Here is a 25,271-nt window from a genome sequence, read left to right on the forward strand (position 1 = left end):
TTTTGTATAATCTGGCGCAATAAAAGGAGATCATATGCTAAAAAAACAAGCCGATACTATAAGATTTTTGTGCGCTGACATGGTGCAAAACGCTAACAGCGGACACCCAGGTGCGCCTATGGGTCTAGCTGATATTATGGTGGTTTTAAGCAACTTTTTAAAACACAATCCAAAAAATCCAAAATGGCTAAACAGAGATAGGCTCGTTTTTAGCGGTGGTCACGCATCAAGCTTGGTTTACAGCTTTTTACATCTAAGCGGCTACGATCTAAGCATAGATGAGCTTAAGAAATTTCGCCAACTTGGCTCAAACACCCCAGGACACCCAGAAATTCACACTCCAGGCGTTGAAATGGCTACTGGCCCACTTGGCCAAGGCGTAGCAAACGCAGTTGGTCTAGCCATGGCAGAAAAATACGCTGCAAATGTGCTAAATGAGCCAGATAATAAAATAATCGATCATAAAATTTACTGCCTTTGCGGCGACGGCGACCTAGAAGAGGGCATAAGCTACGAAGCATGTTCGGTAGCTGGAAATTTAAGACTAGACAACCTTGTGCTCATTTACGACTCAAATAATATCACGATCGAGGGCGACACAGCGATAGCATTTAGTGAGGATGTAAAAGCGAGGTTTGAGGCACAAGGCTGGGAAGTCGCGCGTATCGATGGACACGACTACGATCAGATCGAATTTGCACTAGAGCAGGCAAACGAGAAAGAGTCACCATATCTTATCATCGCAAATACACGCATAGCACGTGGTGCAATGGAGCTTGAAGGAAGTCACCACAGCCACGGCGCACCACTTGGCGAAGAGATCATTAAAAAGGCAAAGGCTGCAGCTGGCTTTGACCCTGAGAAGAAATTTGCCATTGATGAGGACGTACTTTTAAGATTTAGAGGTGCAGTTGAAAAGGGCGATCTTGAAGAAGCGATGTGGAACAAAAAGGTTGAGGCACTAAGCATTGAAGGCAAAAATTTACTAAACTCGCTTCTTAATCCAGACTTTAGTAAGATCGAATTTCCAGACTTTAGCGGCAAGAAGCTAGCCACAAGAGATACAAACCATGTCATTTTAAATGAGATAGCTAAAAAACTACCTGGCTTTATCGGCGGCAGCGCTGACTTAGCTCCTTCAAATAAGACTGAGCTAAAGGGTATGGGCGACTTCCCAAATGGCAAAAATATCCACTACGGCATCAGAGAGCACGCCATGGCGGCCATCAACAACGGTATCGCCAGATATGGCCTTTTCTTGCCATTTTCAGCGACATTTTTCATTTTCAGCGACTATCTAAAGCCAAGTGCGAGGATAGCAGCGCTAATGGCCATAAAACACTTTTTTGTCTTCACGCACGATAGTATCGGCGTTGGCGAAGATGGTCCGACGCACCAGCCTATCGAACAGCTTAGCACATTTAGAGCGATGCCAAATTTCTACACTTTCCGCCCAGCTGATGGCAACGAAAATGCAGCTAGCTGGAAAGTGGCTCTAAATTTAAACGCTCCAAGTGCCTTTGTGCTTAGCCGTCAAGGGCTTGATCCACTTGCAAAAGGCGAATTCGGAGAGGTGAGTAACGGCGCATATCTTTTAAGCTCGCCAAAAGATGCAAAGATCACATTTATAGCAAGCGGTAGCGAGGTCTCACTCTGTGTAAAGGCAGCTGAAATTCTTGGCGAACAAGGCATTGGTGCAAACATCGTGTCAGCTCCTTGCTTTGACCTACTTTGCGAGCAGCCAGATGAATACGTGGCTAAAATTTTAGACAAAAACACGACGATCATTGCAGTTGAAGCCGCAACTGGCTATGAGTGGTATAAATTTGCCGATGCAGTTTATGGCATGAATAGCTTTGGCGCTAGCGGAAAGGCTAACGAGCTATTTGATCACTTTGGATTTACTCCGCAAAAACTTGCAAATTTTGCTAGCGAACTTATATAAATTTAATCTTGGGGAGTAAAATCCCCAACTGCAATCTAAAATCAAAAAGGCATTTTATGGAAATTTCTCACGTTATTGTTTTGGCCTTGGTGCAAGGTATAAGCGAATTTTTGCCGATATCTAGCTCGGCTCATCTCATCTTGGTGCCAAAGCTACTTGGCTGGCCAGATCAAGGGCTTGCTTTTGACGTGGCAGTACACGTTGGCACGTTAAGCGCGATACTTTTTTATTTTAAAGATACGATTTTTAAGCTACTTCGTGACTTTTTTGCCTCTATCGCACAAAGAAAGATGGTAGGCGATAGCTTGCTTGTTTGGTGTGTCGGCTTTGCTACCATTCCAGTTGGGGTCTTTGGACTTTTGTTTAACAACATTATCGAAGAATATGCAAGAAGCGGCGTTGTGATCGCTATTACTACGATCGTCTTTGGCATAGCACTTTACTTTGCGGATCTTCGCTCATCAAACAAAAGCGAATATGAAATGACCATAAAATTTGCGCTTATTATCGGCCTTGCTCAAGCTGTGGCGCTCATCCCTGGCGTCTCAAGATCAGGTGTGACGATGACAGCAGCCTTATTTTTAGGTTTTAGCCACAAGGGAAGTGCGAATTTCTCATTTTTGATGTCGATCCCAGTCATTATCCTAGCTGGTGGGCTTGAGAGTATCAAGCTTATAAAAGATCCAAATGCGCTTCCTTGGAGCGACATCGCCCTTGGTGTCATCATAAGTGCTGTTAGTGCCTACGTGTGCGTGAAGTTATTTATGGGTATCATCTCAAGGATTAGAATGTTGCCTTTTGTCATCTACCGCTTGATTTTAGGAGCATTTTTACTTTATCTATTTTTATGATTTTAAAGCTTTAAAAAGTAAAGGCCAAGTGTGGAAAATTTTCACACTTGGCAAGAATATATAACTCGAGTATCTTTCAGAAAAAATTTCAAGATAAGCTTGGTAATTTAATCCTCTTTTTTATCTTTTTTAATAACATTTAACAGATCTTTTGCAGCTTGATAAGCCCTATCTCCAAATTTCTTGGCTTCTGATTTGATGTCAATTTGTTTGATGTCTTCAAATTTTTCATTGGCTTTTTTCTCAAGATTAGCGATCTCTTGTTTGATCTCTTCGATTTTATCGTTTGTATCAAAATTTAGTTTTAGCTTTTTGCTCTTGTCATTTAGCTCTTGCTTTAAGGCTTCAAATTTATTATTTGCCTCACTCATAAGCTTTGCCATGCCGTTTGACTTTAACTCTTCTATCCTTGAAATAATCTGCTCTCTTGCTTGATCGCTAATGCGTTTAAATTTTGCTAGGTTTGTATCTAGCTCGCTATTTATCACATTTTCGATCTCATTTCTTGCTACACCTTCAAATTCCTTTTCAAGTTCCCTAAGCAAGGATATAAATTCTTCATCAATATTTTTTAAGTTTAGTAACTGTGAGTTTAGCCTAAGCTCATCTGGAGCAAATTTCGCCTCATCTTTAAGTTTTTCTATAGCCCTTAAAATACCATCTCTTGTGCCACTTATCGCCCCACTTATCAACTCTTTTGCAAAGATATGACCCTCGTCTGCTAAATTTGCCGCTGCTATGATGATGTTTTTTGAAATTTCAAGTATTCGCTCTTTGCTAAACTCTCCTCCAATTATCGCAACATAGGTCATATTTTTAGCTATCGCACCAGCTGTTTCTTCGACATCTTTTGCACCTTCAAGAGTTGTTAAAAATGCGATTTGAGCACTTTCTTTTAAGATACCAAGAAGCCTTGTTTCTCTAATGATTGCATTATTTAAAAGCTCTAAAATTTCCTCTTTTTCACTAAAATTTCTATCTTTTACGACTTCTTCGGCTGCCTCAAATGAAATTTTGAGCTTATTTTTTATCTCTTCACGTTTTGCTTCTATTGCACGATTTAGTTCATCTTTTTTATCAAGTAGCTCGTAAAGTGCCTTTTCTTCAGCACCGACAATGGCTTGATTTATCCCCTCCATGGCACTTTTTAGATTTTTTGCATTTATGAGATCTTCTTTGTTCATCTTGTCATAAAGCTCATTCATTTTAGTCTTTAAAATTTCTGGCAAAGCATTTATATCTTTGTTCGCAGCATCTTGAAAGAAGTTATTGCAAAGAGCTTTTATACTTATTAATAAGCCATCACTGCTTTTATAATCATGTAAATTTTGTTCTAAATTATTCATATCTTTTACCTTATAAAACGTATTTTGCTTCGTGTTTTAGTGCTGAAAATATCTCTAGCCTCTCTTCTTCGCTCAAAACTAGCACGGCTAGATCATAGCTTGCGTACTTTTTATCTTTGCTAAATTTTGAAAAGACTAGCTTAAATTCTCTATCTTTTACTATCTCTTTTACCTTTTCTTCTACATTGACATCTGCATCAAATATTATTTTATATTCCCAATGCGTTGGGTAATCAATTTTTGCTTTTTTGTTATTTAGATCGCATATACTCGCCACTTTTTCCTCCTGTTTTACTCTCTAACACGATATTACTTATTTCCATGCTTTTATCTATAGCTTTTACCATATCATAAATGGTCAAAAGCCCCACGCTAACGCCAGTTAATGCCTCCATCTCAACGCCTGTTTTACCCTCTATTTTTACGCTCACATAAAGCTTAAAAGCACAAATTTCAGGTAGCTCTTCGATATCACAATCCACGCCTAAAATAGCTAGTGGATGGCACATTGGAATTAGTTCGCTTGTCTTTTTTGCTCCCATTATCGCAGCAACGACAGCCGTTTGGATAACTGGACCTTTTTTACCAGTATTTTCTTTTATCGCTTTAAAGGCCTCTTTACTCATCTTGATGATCCCGCTAGCAGTTGCTACTCTTTTTGTAGGATCCTTTGGGCTTACATCGACCATTTTTGGACGATCTTTCTCATCTAAATGCGTTAGCATTATCTCTCCTTTTTTGGCGGATTATAGCCTATTTAAACAAATTTAAATTATCAATAGGTTTAAGCTAAAAATATATCAAATACATAAATTTAAGCTTTTTACTTAAATACTAAAGAGAATTCTCATTCCTTAATATAATTATTTAATTTAAATAATTTTTTTAATAAATTATTTATAATTTAATTTTTAATGCATAAAATACCTAAAATAAAGAGTTTTATGGATAATAAATTTTATTAAAACTATATTAGTATTGATTAAATCATAATGTCTATATAATGTAAATAATGAAATTTAAAAAAATTTATAGATATTTTTCTTTAAAAGCTTAGAAAAATAAATTAATCGCTAATTTGCTTTTAAGAGTTAAGTATGTATAGTTTTCTTGCTTATTAAATTTATGATGAAAGTGCCTTGAATTATGAGAATTCTGCTTTGTATAAGTTTGTTTTTGATAACAGCTTTTGCCCAGCAATTAGGCTGCTTTATTAATGAAAGCAACCAAAGCATCGTCTTTATAAAAGATGGACAGATTAAAAATTTGGATCTAAAAGAGACGATTTATAAAAATCAAGAGTGCGGAAATGATGGAGAATTCTTTTATATCGCGAATTTAAATAATGAGATTATCGAGGTGGCAAATGAGAGAAATTTCTTATTTGCCATGCCAAATGTCGGCTGTAAAATTTCACAAATTACGGCAATTAAAAATAAAATTTACGTAGTTTGCGATATGGCAAATGAAGTCAGCATAGGCGTTTTTGATAAAAATCTAAATAAACTTTTAACTAAAAATTATAAAGATGTTTATAAAATTTTAAGCCTTTTGCCAATTGATGACGAGCTATTTTTTACAAGCTTTAATGGCAAAGCATTTTTGCTTGATAAAGAGCTTAATTTAAAAGAGAAAAAGCGTGTCGGCTTTGCTCCACTTAGTGCCTGTAAATTTAAAGGGAATGATATTTTGCTTGGCTTTAGAGATGGAGAAATTTTAGATTTTAAAAGTGGAATTAAAAAGCAAGTTTTAAAATCTAAAATTTCAGCTCTTGCGTGTATGGAGGATGAAATTTTTATAGGTGATGGGGATGGAGTAGTCTATAAATTTGACAAAGATCTTAAGCTAAAAGGACAAAAGGCTCTTTTTAATAATGAGATAAAAAGAATTTTTATAGATAAAGGCGTCCTAAATGGCGTAAATTTAGACAATGAGATAAAGAGTTTAGAGATAAATTCATTTTAAAAAGGAGAGTAAATGCAAAAGTTATTTTGTGTCGCAAGTGCTGCATTGCTTGGGCTATCTTTAACGACTGCTTGTGCTGCTAGTAGTGACCTTGAAAAAGTCATGAAAGAGCGTGGGCTAAGCGAAAAAGATGTTCTTGCAGCTGCTAAAACTTATCAGCCTAGCGGTAAAAAAGATGATTTCATCGTCTTTTCATCTGGCGGGCAAAGCGGTCAAGTGCTAGTTTATGGCGTTCCGTCGATGAGAATTTATAAATACATCGGCGTTTTCACACCAGAGCCTTGGCAAGGATATGGCTATGACAATGAGTCAAAAGCTGTTTTGAAACAAGGCAACATCAGGGGTAAAGAGATAACATGGGGCGATACACACCACCCAAATTTTACTGAGAAAAATGGTGAGTATGTTGGTGATTATCTATTTATCAACGATAAAGCTAACCCAAGAATCGCAGTTATAAATTTGCATGACTTTGAGACAACTCAAATCGTTGTAAACCCTATCATGAAGAGTGAGCACGGCGGTAGCTTCATCACTCCAAATAGCGAGTATGTTATCGAAGCTAGCCAATATGCAGCCCCACTTGATAACAACTACCACTCAATAGACGATTATGAAGCAGTTTATAGAGGTGCTGTAACATTTTGGAAATTTGACTATTCAAAAGGTAAGATCGATGAGAAAGAGTCATTTTCTCTTGAGCTTCCACCATACTGGCAAGATCTAAGTGATGCTGGTAAAGGCGAGAGCTACGGCTGGGGCTTTACAAACTCAATAAATACTGAGATGTATACCGGCGGTATCGAAAAAGGTCTCCCTCCATTTGAAGCAGGTGCAAGTAGAAATGACACTGACTTCTTACACGTTTATAACTGGAAAATTTTAGAAAAACTTGTTCAAGACAAGAAAAACTACAAAGTTATAAATGGACACAAGGTAGTTACAATAGACGCTGCTGTAAAAGCAGGTGCGCTATTTTTGATCCCAGAGTCAAAGAGCCCACATGGTTGTGACGTAAGCCCAGATGGTAGATACATCATTATTGGCGGCAAGCTTGATACTCACGCATCAGTTTATGACTTTAGAAAGATCAAAGAGCTAATCGACAAAAAAGAGTATGCTGGCACTGACCCATACGGAATTCCTATCTTAGATAGAGAAAAGTCAATGCACGGACAAGTCGAACTTGGCCTTGGACCACTGCATACATCATTTGACTCACAAGATGGCGTACTTTATACTTCACTTTACGTTGATAGTCAAATCGTAAAATGGGACTATAAAAATTTAAAAGTGCTTGATAAGATAAATGTTCACTACAATATCGGCCACCTTGATACAATGGAGGGCAAATCAGCAAAACCAGTTGGCAAATATGCAATCGCACTTGATAAACTTTCAATCGATCGCTTTAGCCCAGTTGGTCCACTTCATCCACAAAATCACCAGCTAATAGACATCACTGGTGCAAAAATGGATCTAATCTATGATATGCCTATCCCACTTGGCGAGCCACACGATGTTGTTTCAATAGCTGCTAGCAAACTAAGCCCAGCGCTTACTTACAACATGGGCACAAACTCAAGAACAGGCGAGGCTAGCCCATATGCAACTCTAGCTGGTCAAGAAAGAGTTGAGAGAAACGGTAAAAATGTAACTGTCTATGCGACAATGATCAGAAGTCACATCAACCCAGAGCACATCGAGGTAAATAAAGGTGATAATGTAACAATTCACTTAACAAACCTAGAGCGTGCCCAAGATGAGACTCACGGCTTTGGAGTTGACCTTTACAACATCCATGCGTCACTAGAGCCTGGCAAAACTGCTTCAGTAAATTTCGTAGCTGATATGGAAGGTGTCTTCCCATACTACTGCACCGAGTTTTGTTCAGCGCTTCACCTAGAGATGATGGGTTATTTACTTGTTAAAGATCCAAATAAAAAATATGAATCTGTTAAAAATAACAAGCTAAAAACTCTAAGCCCAGAAGCTTTAAAAGCCGAATACGACAAAGTAATCGCAACTAATAAGGCAACTGACGATGTTATCCAAGAGGTTGTTAAATACCTAAAAGAGAAACATTATGAGAAATATCCAAAAGTAAAAGCTTTGGTTGATGACGCACTTGATCAATACGGTCACATCAAAGAGGTAAAAGCTAAAGCTGACGAAGCTTATAAAAAAGGCGACGTAAACGGCGCTATCCTTTGGGAGTACCAAGTATGGCAATACATGGTTAAAACAGCTGACGTTGGCTTAAGAGCTAAAAATAACCTAGCTAAAGAGATCGCAACTCCGATGAGCCCAGCTGCTGCAAAAGGTGAAGAGGCTTATCTAAAAGGCGGATGTAATGGTTGTCACGTTATCGGTCAAGTAAGCTCAGGCCCAGACCTAACTGGTGTTTTACTAAGACATGAAAACGGCGAAAAATGGGTAGCAGAATTTATCAAAGATCCTGCTAAGTTCTATAATGACGACTACATTAAATCAATGATTGATTACTTTAACCTTAGAATGCCAAATCAGCATATGAGTGATGAAGAGATCAAGAATATCATCGAATACCTAAAATGGGTAGATGAAAACGCTGGTATGTAGTTTTTAAAGGGGCGTTTTGCCCCTTTTTAAATTTTAAAATTTAACTCTTTTGAGTGAAATTCTAAAATTTAAAGGAGAGATCATGAGTAAATATAAAATTTATACCATTGTTGCACTTGTCTTAATGACTGTTTGTTTTACTTTGCCTGTTCTTGGTTGGCACGGAGCAAAAGAGCGTATAGCTGATGGTGATGAACTACCATCTTATACTTACGGTATCTATAATCTTTATAGCTCATTTCAGTATAAAAATCACCTTTTATCAAAAGATGTAGCAAGCGATCTTCATAAGATGATCGAACAAAAAGCAGAGATAGGCACACCATCTTTTCCTATCTGGTACGTCTCTCTTGAAGCTCCAAATTATCCAAAATCAGCCTTTCCTGATGGAATTCCTGTATATTTTCACGTAGATGGATATAGTGGTGACGTGCATGAGATGAATACGATAAATCACTACATCGGTATGTATCCTATGGAGCATGGTGGAAATTTAGAGCGAGCGATAGCGCCTTATTATTTGCTTATTTCAACACTTTGCATGCTTGCATTTTTATATTACAACGGCAAATTTAACTCACTTCTTATGGTTCCAACGATTATCGCGCCTGTGCTATTTATGAGCGCATTTGCAGGATGGCTTTATTGGTATGGACACAATATGCAAGAGTGGGGCGCATTTAAGATTAAACCATTTATGCCAACAGTTCTAGGCGATGGTAGCGTTGCACAATTTACAACTCACTCTTATCCAAGTATCGGATTTTGGGTTATGATTGCTATGAGTGCATTTTGCATACTTGCAGTATTTTCAAAGAAAAAAGAGCTAAATGCGTAAAATTTTTATTTTTGCCCTTGCTTTCTTGCCTATTTTTAGCTCCGCAAATATCCTTCAAGATGCAATAAATAACGCTAGCCCTGGCGATGTTATAAAGCTAGGGGACGGCATCTATGAAGGAAGCATAACTATAAATAAGCCTCTTAGTATCGTTGGCGAGGGCAAAAACGCTCATATAAAAGGAAATGGTAAAGGCACAGTTGTAAAGATTATTGCCTCAAATGTTACGCTTAGAAATTTAAAGATAAGCGGTAGCGGAAATGACCTTGGTGAGTTAGATGCTGGCATTGGCTGTGATAAAGCAAATAATGTCTTGATTACGCAAAATGACTTGAGTGATGTGCTTTTTGGGGTTGATTTTAAAGAGTGCAGTAGTTCAAAGATCACTGAAAATAACATCACTTCTAAAAAGGGGGCCAGTCTTGGCTTTAGAGGTGATGCGGTTAGACTTTGGTATAGCCATGAAAATTTAATCGAAGGCAATTATATTTATGATAGCCGCGATATGGTTGCATGGTATGCAAGTCACAATAAATTTTTAAAAAATAAAGCGATCCGCGGTAGATACTCGCTTCACTTTATGTATGCGAATCAAAATTTAGTAGAAAATAACGAATTTACTGGTAATGCGGTTGGTATGTTTTTTATGTACTCAGCTGCCTCAAATATAAAAAATAATCTTGTTATGGATAGCGACGGCGCTTTTGGTATTGGCATTGGTCTAAAAGATGTTTCAAATTTTACTATCGAAAACAATACACTTATCTATAATGCAAGAGGAATTTTGCTCGATAACTCGCCGTTTCAGCCAGGCTCAACGATAAATTTCTTAGGCAATAAAATTTTACACAACGTAGTTGGCGTATATTTTCACGCTACTCAGGGGACAAGTATATTTGAAAATAATGATTTTATAGGCAATATGGATATCGTTGCGAACGACACTCCAGGTGATAAAATGGCATTAAATCGGTGGAGTAAAAATTATTATGATGAGTATGAGAGCTTTGATAGAGATAAAGATGGCTATGGCGATACGCCGTTTATGCATCTATCGTATGCCGATCAACTTTGGCAGTACTATCCAAATTTGCAGTTTTTCTATGGCTCAAGTGTCTTTAGTATCTTAAATTTTTTAGCCAAACTCGCGCCATTTTCTGAGCCAGTAAAGCTACTTGAAGATAGCACGCCAAGGATAAAACCACTTGATACTTCAAAATTTAACGCGTTAAGGGCAAAACGTGGATAGAAGAAAATTTATAATCTTAGGTTCAGTCGCAGCTGCCGCAGGATATGGCATAGGTAAAATTTTGCCAAAAAGTAGCGGCGATAAACTCTATCTTAGACCACCAGGTGCGGTTGATGACTTCGATGATCTTTGTGTCAAATGCGGTCAGTGTGTGCAGGTATGCCCTTATCACAGTATAAGTTTGCTTGATATAAAAGATGGATATTCAAATGGTACAGCATACATCGATCCTAAAAAGAGAGGTTGCTATTTATGTGATCTTTTCCCATGTGTGCTTGCCTGTCCAAGTGGTGCGTTAGATCATGCTACAAAAGTTGTTGATGATGTGAAAATGGGCGTTGCTGTCTTGAGTAATGCAAATGCCTGTATGTGCCTAAAAAGAGAAAAACTAAGCGAAGATAGCGTTGAAGATTTGCTTGTTCGCAAAGTTTATAACGATAGAGAAGAGGCAGAAAAAGATAAGATAAAAGGCAAAATCGGTCAAATTTGTGACCTTTGTGTCAGTATTTGCCCAGTTGGCGATAGTGCAATAGTAATGAGCGAAGCAAATTTACCACTCATAAAGCATGGCTGTGTTGGGTGTGGGGTGTGTGCTGAGGTTTGCCCTGTAAAAATTATAAATATTGCCCCAAAAATGAGTTATGATGAAATTTATAAGGAGAAAGAATGAGATTAATAATGTCTTTAGTGGCTGCTGCTTTGCTATTTGTCGGCTGTGAAAAGAGCGATGACAAAGCGCAAAAAGCAGCTAACGAGCAACCAATAAATGTAGCCACGAGTGCTAGCATAAAGGTTGAAAAAAAAGAAAATAACCAAAGCACAAATAAACAAAATGACTTCATAAAATACGATATGCACGGTGAAAAGAGCGTAAAATTTGGACTTGAAGATAATAATGTAAGCCGTCAAATCGGTGCTTTAGCAATGGTAAGAACCCCTCTTCAAACTATAAATTTAAGACTTATAAAGGGTAGGCTTAGCAAAAACTTCATTACAAAATGTTCAGCTTGTCACGATGATTACGCAAATGGCATCATCGGGCCATCACTTTTAACAAAAAGTGAAAATGAAATTTATACAATGATAAATGCTTATAAAAATAAAGAGAAAGTCAATGTCTTGATGCGAGATCTTGTTAAAAAAATGGATGATAGTGAAATCAGAAATTTAGCTAAAGAAATCAGTGATTTTAATACACAATTTAGGAGCAAATAATGAAAGTAGGAAAGATTATAACCATTATTTTAGCAGTAGCAATTTGCGGTATCATGGTGTTTATGTTAAGCCAGACTCCGCCTAAAAAGGAAAAGGTAGCAACTAATGCTCAGCCAAAAGTAGAGCAAAATTTTACAAAAGAGCAGCCAAAGTCTAGTGAAGAATTTGCTAGCGAAGATGAGCTAAAAAAGGTAAAAGAGCTAAGTCTAAGTGTGGCTAAAGTGCACAATGAAGGCGTTAGCAAGCAATATCTAACAACTTGTGCCCCGTGTCATGGTGCAAATGCGAAAGGCATCGTAGCTCCTGATATAACACACCTAAGTAAGGATGAATTACTTAAAAAACTGGCTGATTATAAAGCTGGTAAGGTGCAAAACTCACTTATGAAAGGGCTACTTACAAATGTTAGTGATAGCGAGCTTGAAAGCCTTGCAGATGAAATTTCTAAATTTAAAAAGTAAAAATGGACAAATATAACACTCGTGCGACGATTAGAAATGTAAGCTTTCTAAGCACGTTAATCACAACTACAAAAGATGGCAAGAAGCGTCCTAGTATACGTTTTTGGCGCATTTTTACCATTATTTTAGTCCATCTTTTATTTGTACTTTCATATAGAGTTGATATACAAATTTTAGAAGGTGACATCAGCGCCTCAAGGATATTTGGTTTTCACTTGGCAGATGCTTTTATGAGCCTGCAAGTATTTCTGGCGACGCATGAAATCCATGTAAATTTAATAATTGGCTCACTTAGTATCTTGGCGTTTTATATCATTTTTGGCGGTAGAGGCTTTTGCTCTTGGATCTGTCCTTATTCATTAATAAGCGAAATAGCTGAGAAGATCCATGAGAATTTACGCGCTAAAAAGATAGTAAAACCACGAGTTTTTGATACAAAGTGGCGATATGTTTTTACCATTTTATTTTTAACCCTTAGCTTTGCTAGTACAAGCCTTACATTTGAAATTTTTAATGTTGTTGGGATTTTTTCAAGATTTATTATCTATGGCTATTTTCATGCTATTTGGTTCGTTGTAGCTATGCTTATGGTTGAAATTTTCTTCTCACGTAGAGCTTGGTGCAGGTATGTCTGTCCTATCGGAGCGACTTACTCGGTGCTAGCTAAGCCAAATGCCATAAAAGTTAGCTGGGATAAAGAAAAATGCGATCACTGCTTAGTTTGCACTGATGTTTGTCTAGTGCCTCACGTACTTTTTATGACAAAAAAGGGAGCAAAGCTTGATGAGAGCAAAAATATCTTTAGGATAGCTGGTGCTGATTGCACGCTTTGTGGTAGGTGTATTGATGTGTGTCATCAAGATGCACTGAAATTTGACAATGGCTTTAAAAAACTCATATAAGGAAAAATTTTTGATAGATATAAAAGAAGTAACGAAAATTTTTGGCTCGCAAAGGATACTTGACAATGTTAGCCTAAACGTAAAATCTGGCGAAAAAATAGCAATACTTGGACAAAATGGAGCTGGCAAAAGCTCGCTCATGCGTATCATTTTAGGCGAGTTTATCCCAAATAGTGGAAGCATTGCAATAAATGGTGTAAATACTCTAAAAGATAGAAAAGGGGCTTTGAAATTTATCTCATTTGTACCACAAACCCCACCACCGCTTAAATTTAATCTACGTGAGCTTTGTGAGTTTGTTTGCAAAAGCTCAAATGTAAAATTTGAAGAGATTGAGCAATTTAGCAAACTTTTAGAGCTTGATCTGCATGCAAATTTAAATAAACCATTTTATAAGCTCTCTGGTGGCATGAAACAAAAGATGCTAATAGCCATCGCATTTGCTAAAGATAGTGAAATTTTGATGTTTGATGAGCCAACGGCAAATCTTGACGTGAAAGCAAGGCTTTCTTTTAAAAATTTACTTGATAACTTCACGCAAAACAAAACACTTGTTTTTATTTCACACCGTATCGATGAGATAGCAAATTTATTAGATAGATGCGTCTATATGGATCTTGGCAAGATAATTAAAGAAGAAAATTTAAGGAGCAAGAGTGAATAATCTTTTTTTAATAGCAAAGCTTGATGTAAAAGAGTCTTTTCGCTCAAGATGGTTTGTGATATATGCTGCGCTTTTTTCTGCTTTGATGATAGGATTTTTATTTAGCGGTGTGACTGACTCACGTGTGCTCGGCTTTTCTGGGCTTACTAGAGCACTACTTTTGTTTATTCAAATTTGCGTCATCATTGTGCCTATTTTTATTCTCATCTCAACTGTAAGAAGCATAAATCAAGATAGAGATACAAATTTGCTTGAATACATCCTTAGCTTCCCACTAAGCCTTAGAGAGTATTACTTTGGTAAGGCACTGGGCCGTACATTTGTTGTTTTTGTACCACTTTTGTTTGCTCTTTTACTTTGTGTTGTTGTTGGTCTTATAAAAGGTGTTGCGATACCTTGGGGTGTATTAGTACTTTATTTTGGACTACTTTTTAGCTTAAGTATCATTTTTTTATCGCTTGGATTTTTTATCTCAAGCGTGATTAAAAATCAAGAAACTGGTCAAGGTGTGGCGTTTTTACTTTGGCTTATAATGCTTGCATTTATTGATCTAGCATTAATTGGACTTCTTATGCGAAGCTCGGTTGATGAGTATGTCATTTACGCTATTGCTATACTAAATCCGATAGAACTTTTTAGGATAGCAGCGCTTAGTCTTTTTGATCCGAATTTAGCGGTTATTGGTACTGCATCTTATTTTATTTTAAGTACCTTTCCAAAGGCGACATTTGTAGCTTACGCGATTATTTATCCGCTCTTACTAGGCATTATTTTGCTAGTTTGTGGCTATTTTGCCTTTAGTAAAAAAGATTTGGTTTGAGATTGTTTTTTGTTAAAGAAAAGTTGGTTTTAAATTTAGACGAAACTTGTATTATTCTACTTGTCCAACAAGAAACCTCCTTTTTGTAATAGCTCCCTTTCCCCCAAAGGGGGCTAACTTCTTCCAAGGAAATTTATGAAAAAATCCATTTTATTTTTAGCATTTGCTCTTTTATCTTTGAATGCGAACTGGGATATAAATGTACAAGAGTGTATTAATAAAAGCAACACTAAAGCTTGCGAGAGCTTTACAAAAAGCTTTCAAATGAGTGTGAAAATAAAGATAAAATTTCTTGCTTTATCTATGCAGATATGCTAGGACGCGGCCTTGGCGTAGAAAAAGATACACAAAAATCTTTTGAGATATTTAAATCGCTCTGTGATGATGGCAGTAGTGAGGCTTGCTATGAGCTAGCGACAAAGTATCTTCAGGGAAATGGCACTGAGCAAAGCTTTGATCTTTCTGCAAATGCTCTTGATAAAGCTTGCAAGATTGGCAGTAAGCGAGCTTGCAATGTATTAGAGCTTGTGCCTAAAAGTTAGCTATTTTAATTTTGTACTTGCACTAATTAAAAGAAATTTCTTAAATGTAGCTTCTTTAAAGTTAAATTTACTTTAGTATTACTTGGAATTTCTTTTTTATTAACTAAAAATTTTATTAAAATTTATGCTTAAATAATACTATTTCATCGTCCTAAATGGACCCTCCTTTTTGTAACTGATAAGTCTTTGCTTCACCCTTTTCTGGCTTTTCGTATAAACAAAGAGGAGCTGTGTATTTTTTTAAAACTCAAATCTGTTTATTTTTTTCAATTTCCATTCTATAAAAATTTTTCTTTTCTGGAATCATAATTGATAATAGTTTTAAATATTATCAAAGTAAATTTTGTGTAAGATTGCGAGCCATTATCAAAACCTACCATCAAAAGGCTTTAAAACAAAGTGAAATTTCTAAATCAAAAATTTTTTATAAAGTACACACTTATTTATCTCTTTTATTTTTCATTCCACTTGCAGTAGTTTGTTTTAGCGGTGCGATCCTTGTTTATAAAGATGAGCTAAACAGCCTTCTTGCCCCAAATGTCGTAAATGTAAATTTAAACAAAGAAAATTTAAGCAAAAGGATCAGCTTTGATGAGCAAAGAGAGATCATCGCAAGCGAGCTTGACGGCTACGAGATGGTCGGCATAAATATCGATGCAAATCCTAAAAAACGTGACAAAATTTGGTTAATTGAGCACAATGACAGCCAAAAAGAGTGGAAATTTATCTATTTTGACGCTTTTAGCGGTAAGATAAAGAGCGAGCCACTTGCACATGATGAGGGATTTTTTGGAGTTTTAACCGAGCTTCATGAGTCGCTATTTCTAGAAAAGAGCGGTCACATTATCCTTACTCTAACCGCTATTTTTACGTTTTTTATCTGCATAAGTGGTTTCGTGATTTATAGAAAATTTTGGCTGACACTACTTAGGCTTCGTGTAAATAGGCTAAATATTTTTATGAGCGACATTCATAAAATGATAGGAATTTTTTCTACGCCTATTTTACTGCTCATTTGCATAAGTGGTGTTTGGTGGGAATTTCAAATGGCACGCATGCCAGAGTTTAAAAATGACTTCGTTATAGATGCAAAAATTTACAACAAAAGCCTATCTCTTGACGAGCTGGTAGCCCGCTCAAAAAATGATCTTGCTGGCTTTGAGCCACACTTCATCTCACTGCCTTTTATGCAAGGAGCAAACATACGCCTTTTTGGCTATGTAAAAGATCAAAATTTCTTGCATAACGAATATTCAAGCATATTAACTTACGATAAAAATAGCGGCGAATTAGTAAGCATTTTGGACATAAAAAATGCAAATCTAAGCGAAGAAATTCTCTCAGCATTTAGAAAATCGTACTTTGGTAACTACAACCAAATCACAAAATTTATCTGGTTTTAGTCGGCATTTCACCGCTTATTTTGAGCATTTCAGGGCTTTATTTGTGGATTAAAAGAAATTTTAAAAGGAGAAAAAATGAAAAAAATTTTAATTAGTTTGGTTGCATTAAATCTGATGCAACCTCAAATTTTTGCTAGCCAAAGCGATAAAATTTTAGAAGTAATTGATGTCGTAGAAAGCGAGCGAAGAGACGATGCGAACTACTTTGCAAAAGAGCTTGTAAAGAGCACAACAAGGCTAAATTTGACCTCTCGTCAAACGCCCCAGTCGCTAACTGTGCTAACAGAGGCTAGGCTAAAAGATCAAGGCATCAAGGACTATCAAGTGCTTCTTAGAAATATCCCAGGCGTCACGCTAAACAAATGGGACGAGCGCGTATATCCAACAGCTCGTGGCTTTGCGATAGATTATTACTTGCTTGATTCGATGCCTAGCTTTGGTGGCTTTAGCCTTGGCGCAAATGATATGAGCTTGCTACCTTATGAAAGAGTTGAGGTGGTAAAAGGGGCAAATGGCCTACTTGCAGGCGCTGGCAACCCAGCTGCAAGCTTAAATTTCATAAGAAAAAGAGCAGACGCAAAAGAGCTTAAAGGAAATTTTGGCGTAAGTGCTGGCTCATACGATAGATACGGCTTAAATGGCGATGTGCAAACGCCGGTAAATGAGAGCGGAAGCGTTAGAGCGAGGCTATCTTTTATGCATGAGAAGTCGCACTCTTATATGGATTATTATAACCGCAAAAATAGTGCGATTTATGGCGTAGTAGATAGCGACATAGGCGACAATTCATGGCTTAGTCTTGGTACGTTTTACCAAGAGTTAAGACGTCGTGGTGTTAGATGGGGTGGTATGCCAGCATTTTACACAGATGGCTCTAGGACAAATTTTAGTAAAAATGAAATTTTCTCTCAGCCTTGGACTAGGTGGGATATAAAAACGCTTGATTTTTACGCTGATTTTAAGCACTACTTTGAAAATGAAGCGAGCTTAAATTTAAGCTACTCATTTAGACGGGCAAACACTGACTCAAATTTACTCTACTACGGCGGGACGGTAAATTTAGACGGCACTGGCAATATAGGCGATCTTAGCGCTTATGCAAACAAAAGAGAGGAGAATATCCACAATGTCGATGTATACGCAAATATCCCTTACGAGATAGCAAATTTATCTCATGAGTTTGTCTTTGGTGCGATGTATAACAACTATAAAAAAAGTAGCGATAAGGTAAGTAGCTACTGGTTGCAAAGGACTACACCAGCAGGGCTTGCTTATACGGCTAGAAGTAGGATAGACTTTAAAAACTTACACCTTGATGATCCAAAACTCCCTTACGTAGATCAAAACAATAAAGACAAAACGATACAAAAGGCATTTTACGCGGCAAATAAACTATCAATCACTGATGAGCTTAAATTTTTGCTAGGTGCTAGGGTGAGCTACTACAAATACGAGATCGAGGGCGGCAAAGATAATAGAAATTTCACAAATGAGATCACGCCATATCTTGGCGTCACTTACGACATCGGGGCAAACCACACTCTATATGCTAGCTATACGAGTATATTTAAACCTCAAAGTGTAAAGGACGCAAATGACAAGTATCTTGATCCGATCCAAGGCAAGGACTATGAAGTGGGCATTAAAGGCGAGTATTTTGACGGGGCACTTCAAGCAAGTCTTGGCATCTTTAAGATCGTGCAAGATAAGCTTGGCATAAAGACTGGCAGGAAAAATCCAGCGACAAATGCCGATATATATGAAGCTGGCAAAGGCGTCACAAGCAAGGGTGTCGAGCTAGATCTAAACGGCGAGATCACTAAAAACTTAAGCCTAAGCTTTGGTGCAACGCACTTTAACGCAAAAGATGCTAATGGCGAGAAATACGCCACCGACTCATCAAGAAGCACGGCAAATTTATTTGCAAAGTATGAGATCAGAGACTTTAGAGTAGGGGCTGGAGCTATGTATAAGAGCAAAATTTATACTGGCAAAGGCGCAGATGAAATCACGCAAAAGGGCTACACCTTGGCAAATTTGATGTTTGGATATAAATTTGCCAAAAACTTTGACGTGCAGCTAAATATCGACAATCTTTTTAACAAAAAATACTATGAGGGCATTGGTAAAAATAGGATGGTTTATGGTGACCCACGCACCTTTAATCTCAGCTTTAACTACAATTTTTAATATAATTAAATCACCAGCCAAATAAGCTGGTGATAAATTTCAACTCCTAAAGTATATAATTAGAAAAATATATTTTAGGATGAGTGTCATGTTTAAAGTAGAGGTTATTTATAAATTCTGTCTTGTTTTAGTTCTTATTTTAGGGCTTTGTATGCTCGCATTCTCTGGTGTAAATTTTGCGCTTGGCGAATATAATGAGTATCTATTAAATGCCCATAAAATCGCAGGTTTTTTAATATTGCTTGCTGCAACACTTCACGTTATAAATCGTAGAAAGAAGCTAGTAAAACTAATAAATGAAACAATGGATGTGCTAACGCGCAGTAAAAATCCAAGTATTTGCAATATGGACCGCATCATCGCCTCACTCGAGCCATATAGCATAACTGAAATTTCGCAAATGTTAGGCTTTGACGAGGCTATTTTTTGCGAAACTTTACGTAAAAATGGGGTTAAATTTAATGACGCCAGCCAAACTCTACGCCAGATCGCGCGAATGAATGATGAAAAGATATTTTTCGTGCTAGTTCTTATAATCGAGGCGAAATTTGGCAAGAGATTTTGTGGTGCGGTAAGTTGCAATGTCGGAAGAAAATTTTAGTGCTCGCTATGCGGCTGCCACTTCTGCTCTTCAAGGTCGATGTGATATAAAAATTCCTAATGACCTATTCGTCGATCTTTGGGTCTTTGTTTAGCTCACAAAGCGCCTTTCTTTGCTCCTCTAAAATTTTAAAATACCTCTGTCTTGTCTCGTCGCTGATCTCAAAATTTTCACTCTCAAGCTCGAAATTCCAAACCTCTTCAAGCTTTTGAAATAAAAAATGCTCATCGCCCACAAATTTCTCTTTTTTAAATTTAAGCGAAGCCTGGGCAAGTGCCTTTTTAATCTTGATCCTTGCAAGCTCATTTGGCATGTGGTCGTCAAAGTCTGGAAATTTCGTATTTTTGATGAGTAGTGGCAAGCTTAAGCTCTGAACTACGAGCCTTAGTAAGATCACGACAAACGTTATAAACAAGATGAGGTCTCTGTACGGAAATGGCTCACCCCCCCCGCCATGGCAGGGATAGAAAGCGCCGCAGCTAGCGAGACTACGCCTCTCATGCCAGCCCAGCCGACGATAAATGGTGTCGCCTTTCCTGGGTTGCGATCGTCCGCCACGCTGATAAAGCGCTTCATAAACATCGTGATATAAACGGCGCCATAAGATGCTATAACTCGGATAACAATGAGCACAGCAGTGACCAAAACTCCGTAAGAGATCGCCTCAAAGAGTGAAACGCCACTGCGTTTAAGTCCTACTAAAATTTAAGGTAGGTCAAGGCCGATCATGGTAAAGGCAAGGCCATTTAGCAAAAAGATGAAGTTGCTCCAACTGGCACTGCGTGGATCCTTGTCAAAGCGGTAAAAATTTCATTTTTCTTAGTTGAGAGATAAAGTCCGCCACAAACCACCGCCAAAACGCCGCTAGCGCCAAGCTCCTCAGCCAAAATATACATGATATAAGGCGTTGTAATCGTCATAATCGTGTCGCTGTTTTCGTCAGTTGGCAAAATTTTATGTAAAAAATAAGCCGCAAATGCCACCAAAAAACCAGCTAAAACGCCGCCAACCACCATCCAAACAAAGCTAACAGCCGCCTCATACCAGATAAACTGCCCAGTCGTGACCGCAATTGTGGCGAAGCGAAAGATGATGAGCAAGGAGGCATCATTTAAAAAGCTCTCGCCCTCCAAAATGGCGCTGATCCTGCGTGGGGCTTTGACAAATTTAAGGATAGTTGCCGTACTCACCGCATCTGGTGGCGAGACGATGCCTCCTAGCATGAAGCCAAGGGCGAGCGAGAAGCCAGGGACGACTAAATTTGCTATCACTGCGACTGTTGCTGCGCTTATAAAAATCACGATAAAGGCAAAACTGCTGATCATTCGGCGCCATTTAAAGAGCTCTTTTAGCGAGTTTGCCCACGCAGTCTCGTAAATAAGCGGCGGTAAAAATATGATGAAGATAAGCTCAGGATCGATCTTGATGCTTGGTAAATTTGGCACAAAACTAATGGCTAGTCCGCCAAGGACTAATAGCGCAGGATAGGCGATCTTTAGGCGGTTTGAGACCATCACCAAGGCGATGATGATAGCTAACAGTGCAAAAAATAGTAGTAAATGTTCGATCATTTTGTCTCTTTTTGGGTTTAATAAATTTGCATTAAATTTAGGAGATTTCAGCACTTTAGGTTTAAATTTTTAGTCGTTTCGGATTAATTAGCTTTATATAGGCTTAAAATGTGTGAGAGTAAATTTATCTTGGTAGAGCAAAAGCTCCGCCAAGATAGTTTTGGTGTTAATTTTGAGCAGCGTAAAATTTAGCTACCTCACACAATTTTTCAGAATAGGCATAAATATCCTCGATCCTATCAAGCTGAAATCTTGTTTCGTTTTTTTCGCTATCCATTATGCCTATTTGTTTTTTATTGTCAGTGAAATATAGTCTACATATTGGCTTTCGGTTATTATCATTAAAAAATATTGCAAAGTAAGACTGAGCATCTCTATGTGTTATATTCTCTACGTTTGTAACCGCTGCCAATATCGCCCTAACAATGTAAAAAGCGTCTAACTCCTCTTGTGTGGTTACGATCTTGTTTTCGTCTTCTTGAGATGGCAAAGGCTCGGCTTCTTTCTTTGTTTCTTTATCTAATGCTGACGTCAGTCTATCCCTTACCATATCATTTATGCGTTGAGCAAAAACCGCTTTTAATAATGGTGTAATTTGGTCTATTCTTTTTTCGGTAGCTACCTGATCGCTTATTTTCTTAAAAAAGAACGCTGTAAATTCACGACTAGGGTTTTCAATCTCTGCCGCTACGATTTTATCTAGTTCGTTAGTATATTTTAGGTTGTTTGCTGTATTAAAAATATTTTCTAAGTCAAAATTCTTTTTATGAAATTTCTCAAGCTCAAGCACTTGTGTATCTTTTATTTTCGTCACATCAAAGCTTAAAAATGGCGTTGTGTCCATTATATTTTTTTCTTCTAAGTCGGTATAAAATTTATAATCACGACCATTTGTCAAAATCGCAAATTTAGCCTTGCTGACATTAAAGTATCTAAGTAGCTGTGACTCGTTTTTGGCGTTAAGCTCCGCCCCTATCTTTTTACACTCAATTAATAGTACTGGCTCGTTGTTTTGAAAAATAGCATAGTCTATACGCTCGCCTTGCTTTGTGCCAATATCTTGTGTGTATTCTGGCATTACTTCTAATGGGTTGAAAACGTCGTAACCTAAAGCCCTAATAAACGGCATTATAAAAGCATTTTTTGTCGCTTCCTCTGTCGTTATACTTGCCGCTAATTTTTCTATATTAGTGGCTATCTCTTTTATTTTTAACTTTACTTCATCCATAAAATACCTCCTATTTTTGCTATTTTAATAAATAGTTTGCTTGTTATTTTAACAATTAAAGGTAAAGTGTGGGTCAAATTTAAGAGCTGTAGATGCTATTTAATGGCGGGTAGAGAGAGATTCGAAAAATTTGATTTTACTCTATAAATAGGCTATTTAAAAAATAGTAGTCAGCCAAAAAGTCAGCAAAAAGGATATTTTTTACACTTTTTCAGCTCTATTAATCCAGCCTCTTTCGTATCTAGCCAAAGTTGGATTAGCTGAAATAATAGCCCTATAATAAGCTATTTCTGCTCGGTCGTAGTCCTTGTTAAAACTCACTTCATTATACGCATTTATCGCAGCTAGAGTATTAGCGCCTAAAACGCCATCCATTGTAACACCCACAACCTTTTGAGCTGCTTTAATGGCGTTTTTGCACCCAGCATTTACGCCAAATATAAACATTTCCACCTGCTTTTGGTAGCTATTTATCTCGTCTAGCCTCATAACGTCCCAATAATTAGCCTTGTAAAATTTACCAACTTGTACGACTAGGTCATCATCATTATATAACGCAACGCTAGCTTTTTTAAGATCACCGCATGCGTTAATAGCTGCCCGCACTTGCTCCCACCCTTGCCATTTTGGGTTAGCTGCCTCATAAATCCCCATAAATGTTAAGCCTTTTTCATTTGGGTTTTTATGTAGTGTGTTTTCGGGGCTATTAAACTCTAGGCTCATTAATGTATAAAATGCATTAGTAAAGTTTTTCATTTTTTAATCCTTTAAAAGTGTAAATCTTTTGGCGGCTTTGTAGAAAAATCATCATAACCACCACCGCTAAAGCTCTCTATTTTTTTATCGATAGCCTTATCAACCACGGCACTTATCCACGCAGTACCGCGCAACGCAAAAAAACCACCTATTGCAAGGCTAAAGCGATCCTCTTTCGTAAAAAAAAGCGCAACTTCGTAAAAAACCCAGCAAATAAACATAGAACTTATTGTGCTAATAAATGAATTTATGATTGCTTTGCCACTATATAATGGCTTGTGTGGATCATTTGCAAGGCTTAGTATGCCACCGATAATCCCAACAACGGCAACCCAAAAATAAAAGCCTAGCTGGCTCAATAAGTCATCCATTACTTCCAACTCTCTTTAAAATTTAAATGTAAAAATATACATTATCACAACGGATAAAATTATCTCAAAAACAACCATTTTGTTAAACCAAAACGCTTTAGTCTTTTTTATGATCGCTTCCATTTACACACCCTTATGCTTTTATTGTTTATCTCTTTTTGCTTCATACTTTTTTATATCCTCTAGCTGTCCTATGCACTTCTCATAACCGCTATAAACATCTATTAGTAACACACCAGCATCGCTTTGGTTTGTTACATTTCTATCAACAATGATAGGAGCTTGTAGCAAGTAGTTTGGTATCTTGTCGTACTTATTTACTACTTCCTTGCTTCCGCAACCCACCAAGCACATAAGAGACACTAAGGTTAAGAGCATTAGACATATCCTTTTTATCCTCATTTAGTACCCTTTCTTTTACTTTATTTGCTTTTAGTTCTATGGCTTGTCTTTGTTTGCTAACTTTTTCTATCACATCTAGTTTGAGATTTATAAGTCTATCTTGTTCGTTTATCTCATCCTTTAGTTTTAGGTTCATCTCATCACTAGCCTTTAGGTTAGCCTTGGTAACGCTTAGCTCATTATCTAAGCTTTGGTATCTGTAACCAAGAAATAGAGTAGTTAGTAGCAAGAAGCCACTAAGATATAAACTAGGACTTAGCATTATTGCCTCCTTGCACCCTCTTAAATGGATTTACACACCATACACTTTTAAGCACCTTTTTATCATCTGCTTCAAGATATGTACTTTTATTCTCTTCGTTCATACCACATATATCCATAAACTTCCAGCCTAGGTATATGCGGCAATACCATTTTGATTTGCCATATCTGATCTCGCGGTAATAACCAAAGCGCTCGCGTCCATCTTTAAGCCTGCAAGTCACTAGGCATTGGGTGCTTTTTGTTCCTTTGTTCTGTGTAGCTAGAGTATCGCCTACGCTTTTAACACTGTTTGCATCTATATCTTCAACCCTGACGCCTAGATACTTCGCGCTAAAGTTTCCTATCCTGTTACGATAGAGCCAACAAAGCCTTGCCCAGTAGGTTCTGTTCTTGCCGTTTGGGAAGTGCTCGTTTTTCCAGCCGTCGTCTCCGTTTATCCCATAGTCGTTCTCATCAAACCACGCCGCCCATTTAGGCAAATTCTCACTTTTCTCATCGCAGGCTAGCAGAGCGATAGGCACTACGATAAAATGCAGTATCTCGACTGGTAGCTCGATAGCTACGTTTTTAAGAATTTGGAGTTTCTGTTTTAGGCTTAGCTTCATCTTTTGCCTCGCTTTGATATTTTGGACTTGCCGGGCAACCGCTCCAAGGGCACTCGCCCTTTTTGTCTAGCTTTGAGCTGCATATCTCGCAGCGTTTAATTTTCTTTTTCATCTTTGTTTTCTCCTTTTTCTAGGGCTTGTTTTTGAGCCAAGAGTTCTTTGTATTCGGCGCGCAAATCCTCTAAAACTGCCGTGTTGCCGATAATTAGAGCATTGCGGATATACTCCTCACACTCCTTGATCTGTGCTTCAAGCTCGGCTAGTTCGCGCCCTTTTTCGTCGATTTCTTGCTCGACTTCCACTCTCACGAGTTTTTGATTTTTTACGTCCACGCTATTTGCGTTTTTGTTTAGACCTTCTCGCCATTCTTCATCCGAAATTTCAATATTAGGCTCCGGTATATCATTGTGAATTTCATCGTCGTAATATCCTAGAAGCCTTTTCGTGTCTTTGTCATAGTGCGCGTATTTCATTATTTCTC

Annotated in this window: 29 protein-coding genes; 16 read left to right on the forward strand and 13 right to left on the reverse strand. The window is 37.5% G+C overall.

The window, feature by feature from the left end; genetic code table 11:
* Window positions 1–34 precede the first annotated feature (34 nt).
* A complete protein-coding gene (gene tkt / locus CYP64_RS01355; RefSeq protein ID WP_103648385.1) occupies window positions 35–1,945 on the forward strand; it encodes a transketolase in 1,911 nt (636 codons plus the stop codon).
* A 56-nt stretch (window positions 1,946–2,001) separates the two neighbouring features.
* Complete coding sequence (locus tag CYP64_RS01360) at window positions 2,002–2,796, forward strand: undecaprenyl-diphosphate phosphatase (RefSeq protein WP_103648386.1); 795 nt, start codon at window positions 2,002–2,004, stop codon at window positions 2,794–2,796.
* A 107-nt stretch (window positions 2,797–2,903) separates the two neighbouring features.
* On the opposite strand, the gene CYP64_RS01365 is transcribed toward CYP64_RS01360, so the two are convergent.
* From CYP64_RS01365 to moaC, 3 genes are read right to left on the reverse strand one after another with little or no spacing between them, the layout of a single operon-like run.
* Complete coding sequence (locus CYP64_RS01365) at window positions 2,904–4,142, reverse strand: hypothetical protein (RefSeq protein WP_103648387.1); 1,239 nt, start codon at window positions 4,140–4,142, stop codon at window positions 2,904–2,906.
* Window positions 4,143–4,152: 10 nt separating this feature from the next.
* Window positions 4,153–4,419 carry an HP0495 family protein gene (locus tag CYP64_RS01370; RefSeq protein WP_021091143.1) on the reverse strand — a complete coding sequence of 89 codons (267 nt, stop codon included), beginning with the start codon at window positions 4,417–4,419 and terminating at the stop codon, window positions 4,153–4,155.
* Window positions 4,394–4,870: a cyclic pyranopterin monophosphate synthase MoaC gene (moaC, locus tag CYP64_RS01375; RefSeq protein WP_180996951.1), complete on the reverse strand. Its 477-nt coding sequence runs from the start codon at window positions 4,868–4,870 to the stop codon at window positions 4,394–4,396. The genes CYP64_RS01370 and moaC overlap by 26 nt, the downstream gene beginning before the upstream one ends.
* Window positions 4,871–5,288: 418 nt before the next feature.
* On the opposite strand from moaC, the gene CYP64_RS01380 reads away from it, so the two are divergent.
* The 14 genes from CYP64_RS01380 (at window position 5,289) to CYP64_RS01445 (ending at window position 19,593) form a co-directional block, all read left to right on the forward strand.
* Window positions 5,289–6,107 carry an ATP-dependent protease gene (locus tag CYP64_RS01380; RefSeq protein ID WP_103648388.1) on the forward strand — a complete coding sequence of 273 codons (819 nt, stop codon included), beginning with the start codon at window positions 5,289–5,291 and terminating at the stop codon, window positions 6,105–6,107.
* A 12-nt stretch (window positions 6,108–6,119) separates the two neighbouring features.
* Window positions 6,120–8,708, forward strand: coding sequence for a Sec-dependent nitrous-oxide reductase (nosZ, locus tag CYP64_RS01385; RefSeq protein ID WP_103648389.1), 2,589 nt, complete (start codon window positions 6,120–6,122; stop codon window positions 8,706–8,708).
* Between the two features lie 82 nt (window positions 8,709–8,790).
* A complete protein-coding gene (locus tag CYP64_RS01390) occupies window positions 8,791–9,546 on the forward strand; it encodes a cytochrome C (protein ID WP_103648390.1) in 756 nt (251 codons plus the stop codon).
* A complete protein-coding gene (locus CYP64_RS01395) occupies window positions 9,539–10,795 on the forward strand; it encodes a nitrous oxide reductase family maturation protein NosD (protein WP_103648391.1) in 1,257 nt (418 codons plus the stop codon). Before CYP64_RS01390 ends, CYP64_RS01395 begins: the two co-directional genes overlap by 8 nt.
* Window positions 10,788–11,465 (forward strand): 4Fe-4S dicluster domain-containing protein, encoded by a 678-nt coding sequence (locus CYP64_RS01400; RefSeq protein ID WP_084041224.1) that lies wholly within the window; start codon window positions 10,788–10,790, stop codon window positions 11,463–11,465. Before CYP64_RS01395 ends, CYP64_RS01400 begins: the two co-directional genes overlap by 8 nt.
* On the forward strand, window positions 11,462–12,010 hold the full coding sequence (locus tag CYP64_RS01405; RefSeq protein ID WP_103648392.1) for a c-type cytochrome: 549 nt from the start codon (window positions 11,462–11,464) through the stop codon (window positions 12,008–12,010). The genes CYP64_RS01400 and CYP64_RS01405 overlap by 4 nt, the downstream gene beginning before the upstream one ends.
* Window positions 12,010–12,471, forward strand: a complete 462-nt coding sequence (locus CYP64_RS01410; RefSeq protein WP_072595068.1) for a c-type cytochrome — start codon at window positions 12,010–12,012, stop codon at window positions 12,469–12,471. The genes CYP64_RS01405 and CYP64_RS01410 overlap by 1 nt, the downstream gene beginning before the upstream one ends.
* A gap of 2 nt (window positions 12,472–12,473) precedes the next feature.
* On the forward strand, window positions 12,474–13,373 hold the full coding sequence (locus CYP64_RS01415; protein ID WP_103648393.1) for a NapH/MauN family ferredoxin-type protein: 900 nt from the start codon (window positions 12,474–12,476) through the stop codon (window positions 13,371–13,373).
* Between the two features lie 10 nt (window positions 13,374–13,383).
* The gene (locus CYP64_RS01420) at window positions 13,384–14,037 is read left to right on the forward strand and encodes an ABC transporter ATP-binding protein (protein ID WP_103648458.1); all 654 of its coding nucleotides are present in this window, start codon (window positions 13,384–13,386) and stop codon (window positions 14,035–14,037) included.
* Window positions 14,030–14,857, forward strand: a complete 828-nt coding sequence (locus tag CYP64_RS01425) for an ABC transporter permease (protein ID WP_103648394.1) — start codon at window positions 14,030–14,032, stop codon at window positions 14,855–14,857. Before CYP64_RS01420 ends, CYP64_RS01425 begins: the two co-directional genes overlap by 8 nt.
* A gap of 236 nt (window positions 14,858–15,093) precedes the next feature.
* Window positions 15,094–15,399, forward strand: coding sequence for a tetratricopeptide repeat protein (locus tag CYP64_RS01430; protein ID WP_258032887.1), 306 nt, complete (start codon window positions 15,094–15,096; stop codon window positions 15,397–15,399).
* Window positions 15,400–15,752: 353 nt separating this feature from the next.
* Window positions 15,753–16,802, forward strand: coding sequence for a PepSY-associated TM helix domain-containing protein (locus CYP64_RS01435; RefSeq protein ID WP_258032888.1), 1,050 nt, complete (start codon window positions 15,753–15,755; stop codon window positions 16,800–16,802).
* A 75-nt stretch (window positions 16,803–16,877) separates the two neighbouring features.
* Complete coding sequence (locus CYP64_RS01440; RefSeq protein ID WP_103648395.1) at window positions 16,878–18,992, forward strand: TonB-dependent siderophore receptor; 2,115 nt, start codon at window positions 16,878–16,880, stop codon at window positions 18,990–18,992.
* Window positions 18,993–19,080: 88 nt separating this feature from the next.
* Entirely contained in the window at window positions 19,081–19,593 is a 513-nt protein-coding gene (locus tag CYP64_RS01445) for a chemotaxis protein (RefSeq protein WP_103648396.1), read from the forward strand.
* Between the two features lie 64 nt (window positions 19,594–19,657).
* On the opposite strand, the gene CYP64_RS10175 is transcribed toward CYP64_RS01445, so the two are convergent.
* The 10 genes from CYP64_RS10175 to CYP64_RS09925 all read right to left on the reverse strand — a co-directional run bounded on the left by CYP64_RS10175 (window position 19,658) and on the right by CYP64_RS09925 (window position 25,263).
* Window positions 19,658–20,008, reverse strand: coding sequence for a hypothetical protein (locus tag CYP64_RS10175; RefSeq protein WP_258032889.1), 351 nt, complete (start codon window positions 20,006–20,008; stop codon window positions 19,658–19,660).
* 331 nt (window positions 20,009–20,339) lie between these two features.
* Window positions 20,340–21,164 (reverse strand): cation:proton antiporter, encoded by an 825-nt coding sequence (locus tag CYP64_RS10180; RefSeq protein WP_258032890.1) that lies wholly within the window; start codon window positions 21,162–21,164, stop codon window positions 20,340–20,342.
* Window positions 21,165–21,330: 166 nt separating this feature from the next.
* Entirely contained in the window at window positions 21,331–22,392 is a 1,062-nt protein-coding gene (locus tag CYP64_RS01455; RefSeq protein WP_103603807.1) for a type I restriction endonuclease, read from the reverse strand.
* Between the two features lie 201 nt (window positions 22,393–22,593).
* Window positions 22,594–23,148, reverse strand: a complete 555-nt coding sequence (locus tag CYP64_RS01460; protein WP_103648397.1) for a putative peptidoglycan-binding domain-containing protein — start codon at window positions 23,146–23,148, stop codon at window positions 22,594–22,596.
* An 11-nt stretch (window positions 23,149–23,159) separates the two neighbouring features.
* Entirely contained in the window at window positions 23,160–23,519 is a 360-nt protein-coding gene (locus tag CYP64_RS01465; RefSeq protein WP_103648398.1) for a hypothetical protein, read from the reverse strand.
* Window positions 23,520–23,660: 141 nt separating this feature from the next.
* The gene (locus CYP64_RS09885) at window positions 23,661–23,864 is read right to left on the reverse strand and encodes a hypothetical protein (RefSeq protein WP_181001661.1); all 204 of its coding nucleotides are present in this window, start codon (window positions 23,862–23,864) and stop codon (window positions 23,661–23,663) included.
* Entirely contained in the window at window positions 23,833–24,183 is a 351-nt protein-coding gene (locus tag CYP64_RS01470) for a hypothetical protein (RefSeq protein WP_103648399.1), read from the reverse strand. The genes CYP64_RS09885 and CYP64_RS01470 overlap by 32 nt, the downstream gene beginning before the upstream one ends.
* Window positions 24,170–24,790, reverse strand: coding sequence for a DUF7338 family protein (locus CYP64_RS01475; protein WP_103648400.1), 621 nt, complete (start codon window positions 24,788–24,790; stop codon window positions 24,170–24,172). The genes CYP64_RS01470 and CYP64_RS01475 overlap by 14 nt, the downstream gene beginning before the upstream one ends.
* Entirely contained in the window at window positions 24,753–24,902 is a 150-nt protein-coding gene (locus tag CYP64_RS09920; protein WP_181001662.1) for a hypothetical protein, read from the reverse strand. The genes CYP64_RS01475 and CYP64_RS09920 overlap by 38 nt, the downstream gene beginning before the upstream one ends.
* The gene (locus tag CYP64_RS09925) at window positions 24,886–25,263 is read right to left on the reverse strand and encodes a hypothetical protein (RefSeq protein ID WP_181001663.1); all 378 of its coding nucleotides are present in this window, start codon (window positions 25,261–25,263) and stop codon (window positions 24,886–24,888) included. Before CYP64_RS09925 ends, CYP64_RS09920 begins: the two co-directional genes overlap by 17 nt.
* Window positions 25,264–25,271 lie beyond the last annotated feature (8 nt).

The sequence above is a fragment of the Campylobacter concisus genome (assembly GCF_002913945.1).
Lineage (GTDB): Bacteria > Campylobacterota > Campylobacteria > Campylobacterales > Campylobacteraceae > Campylobacter_A > Campylobacter_A concisus_P.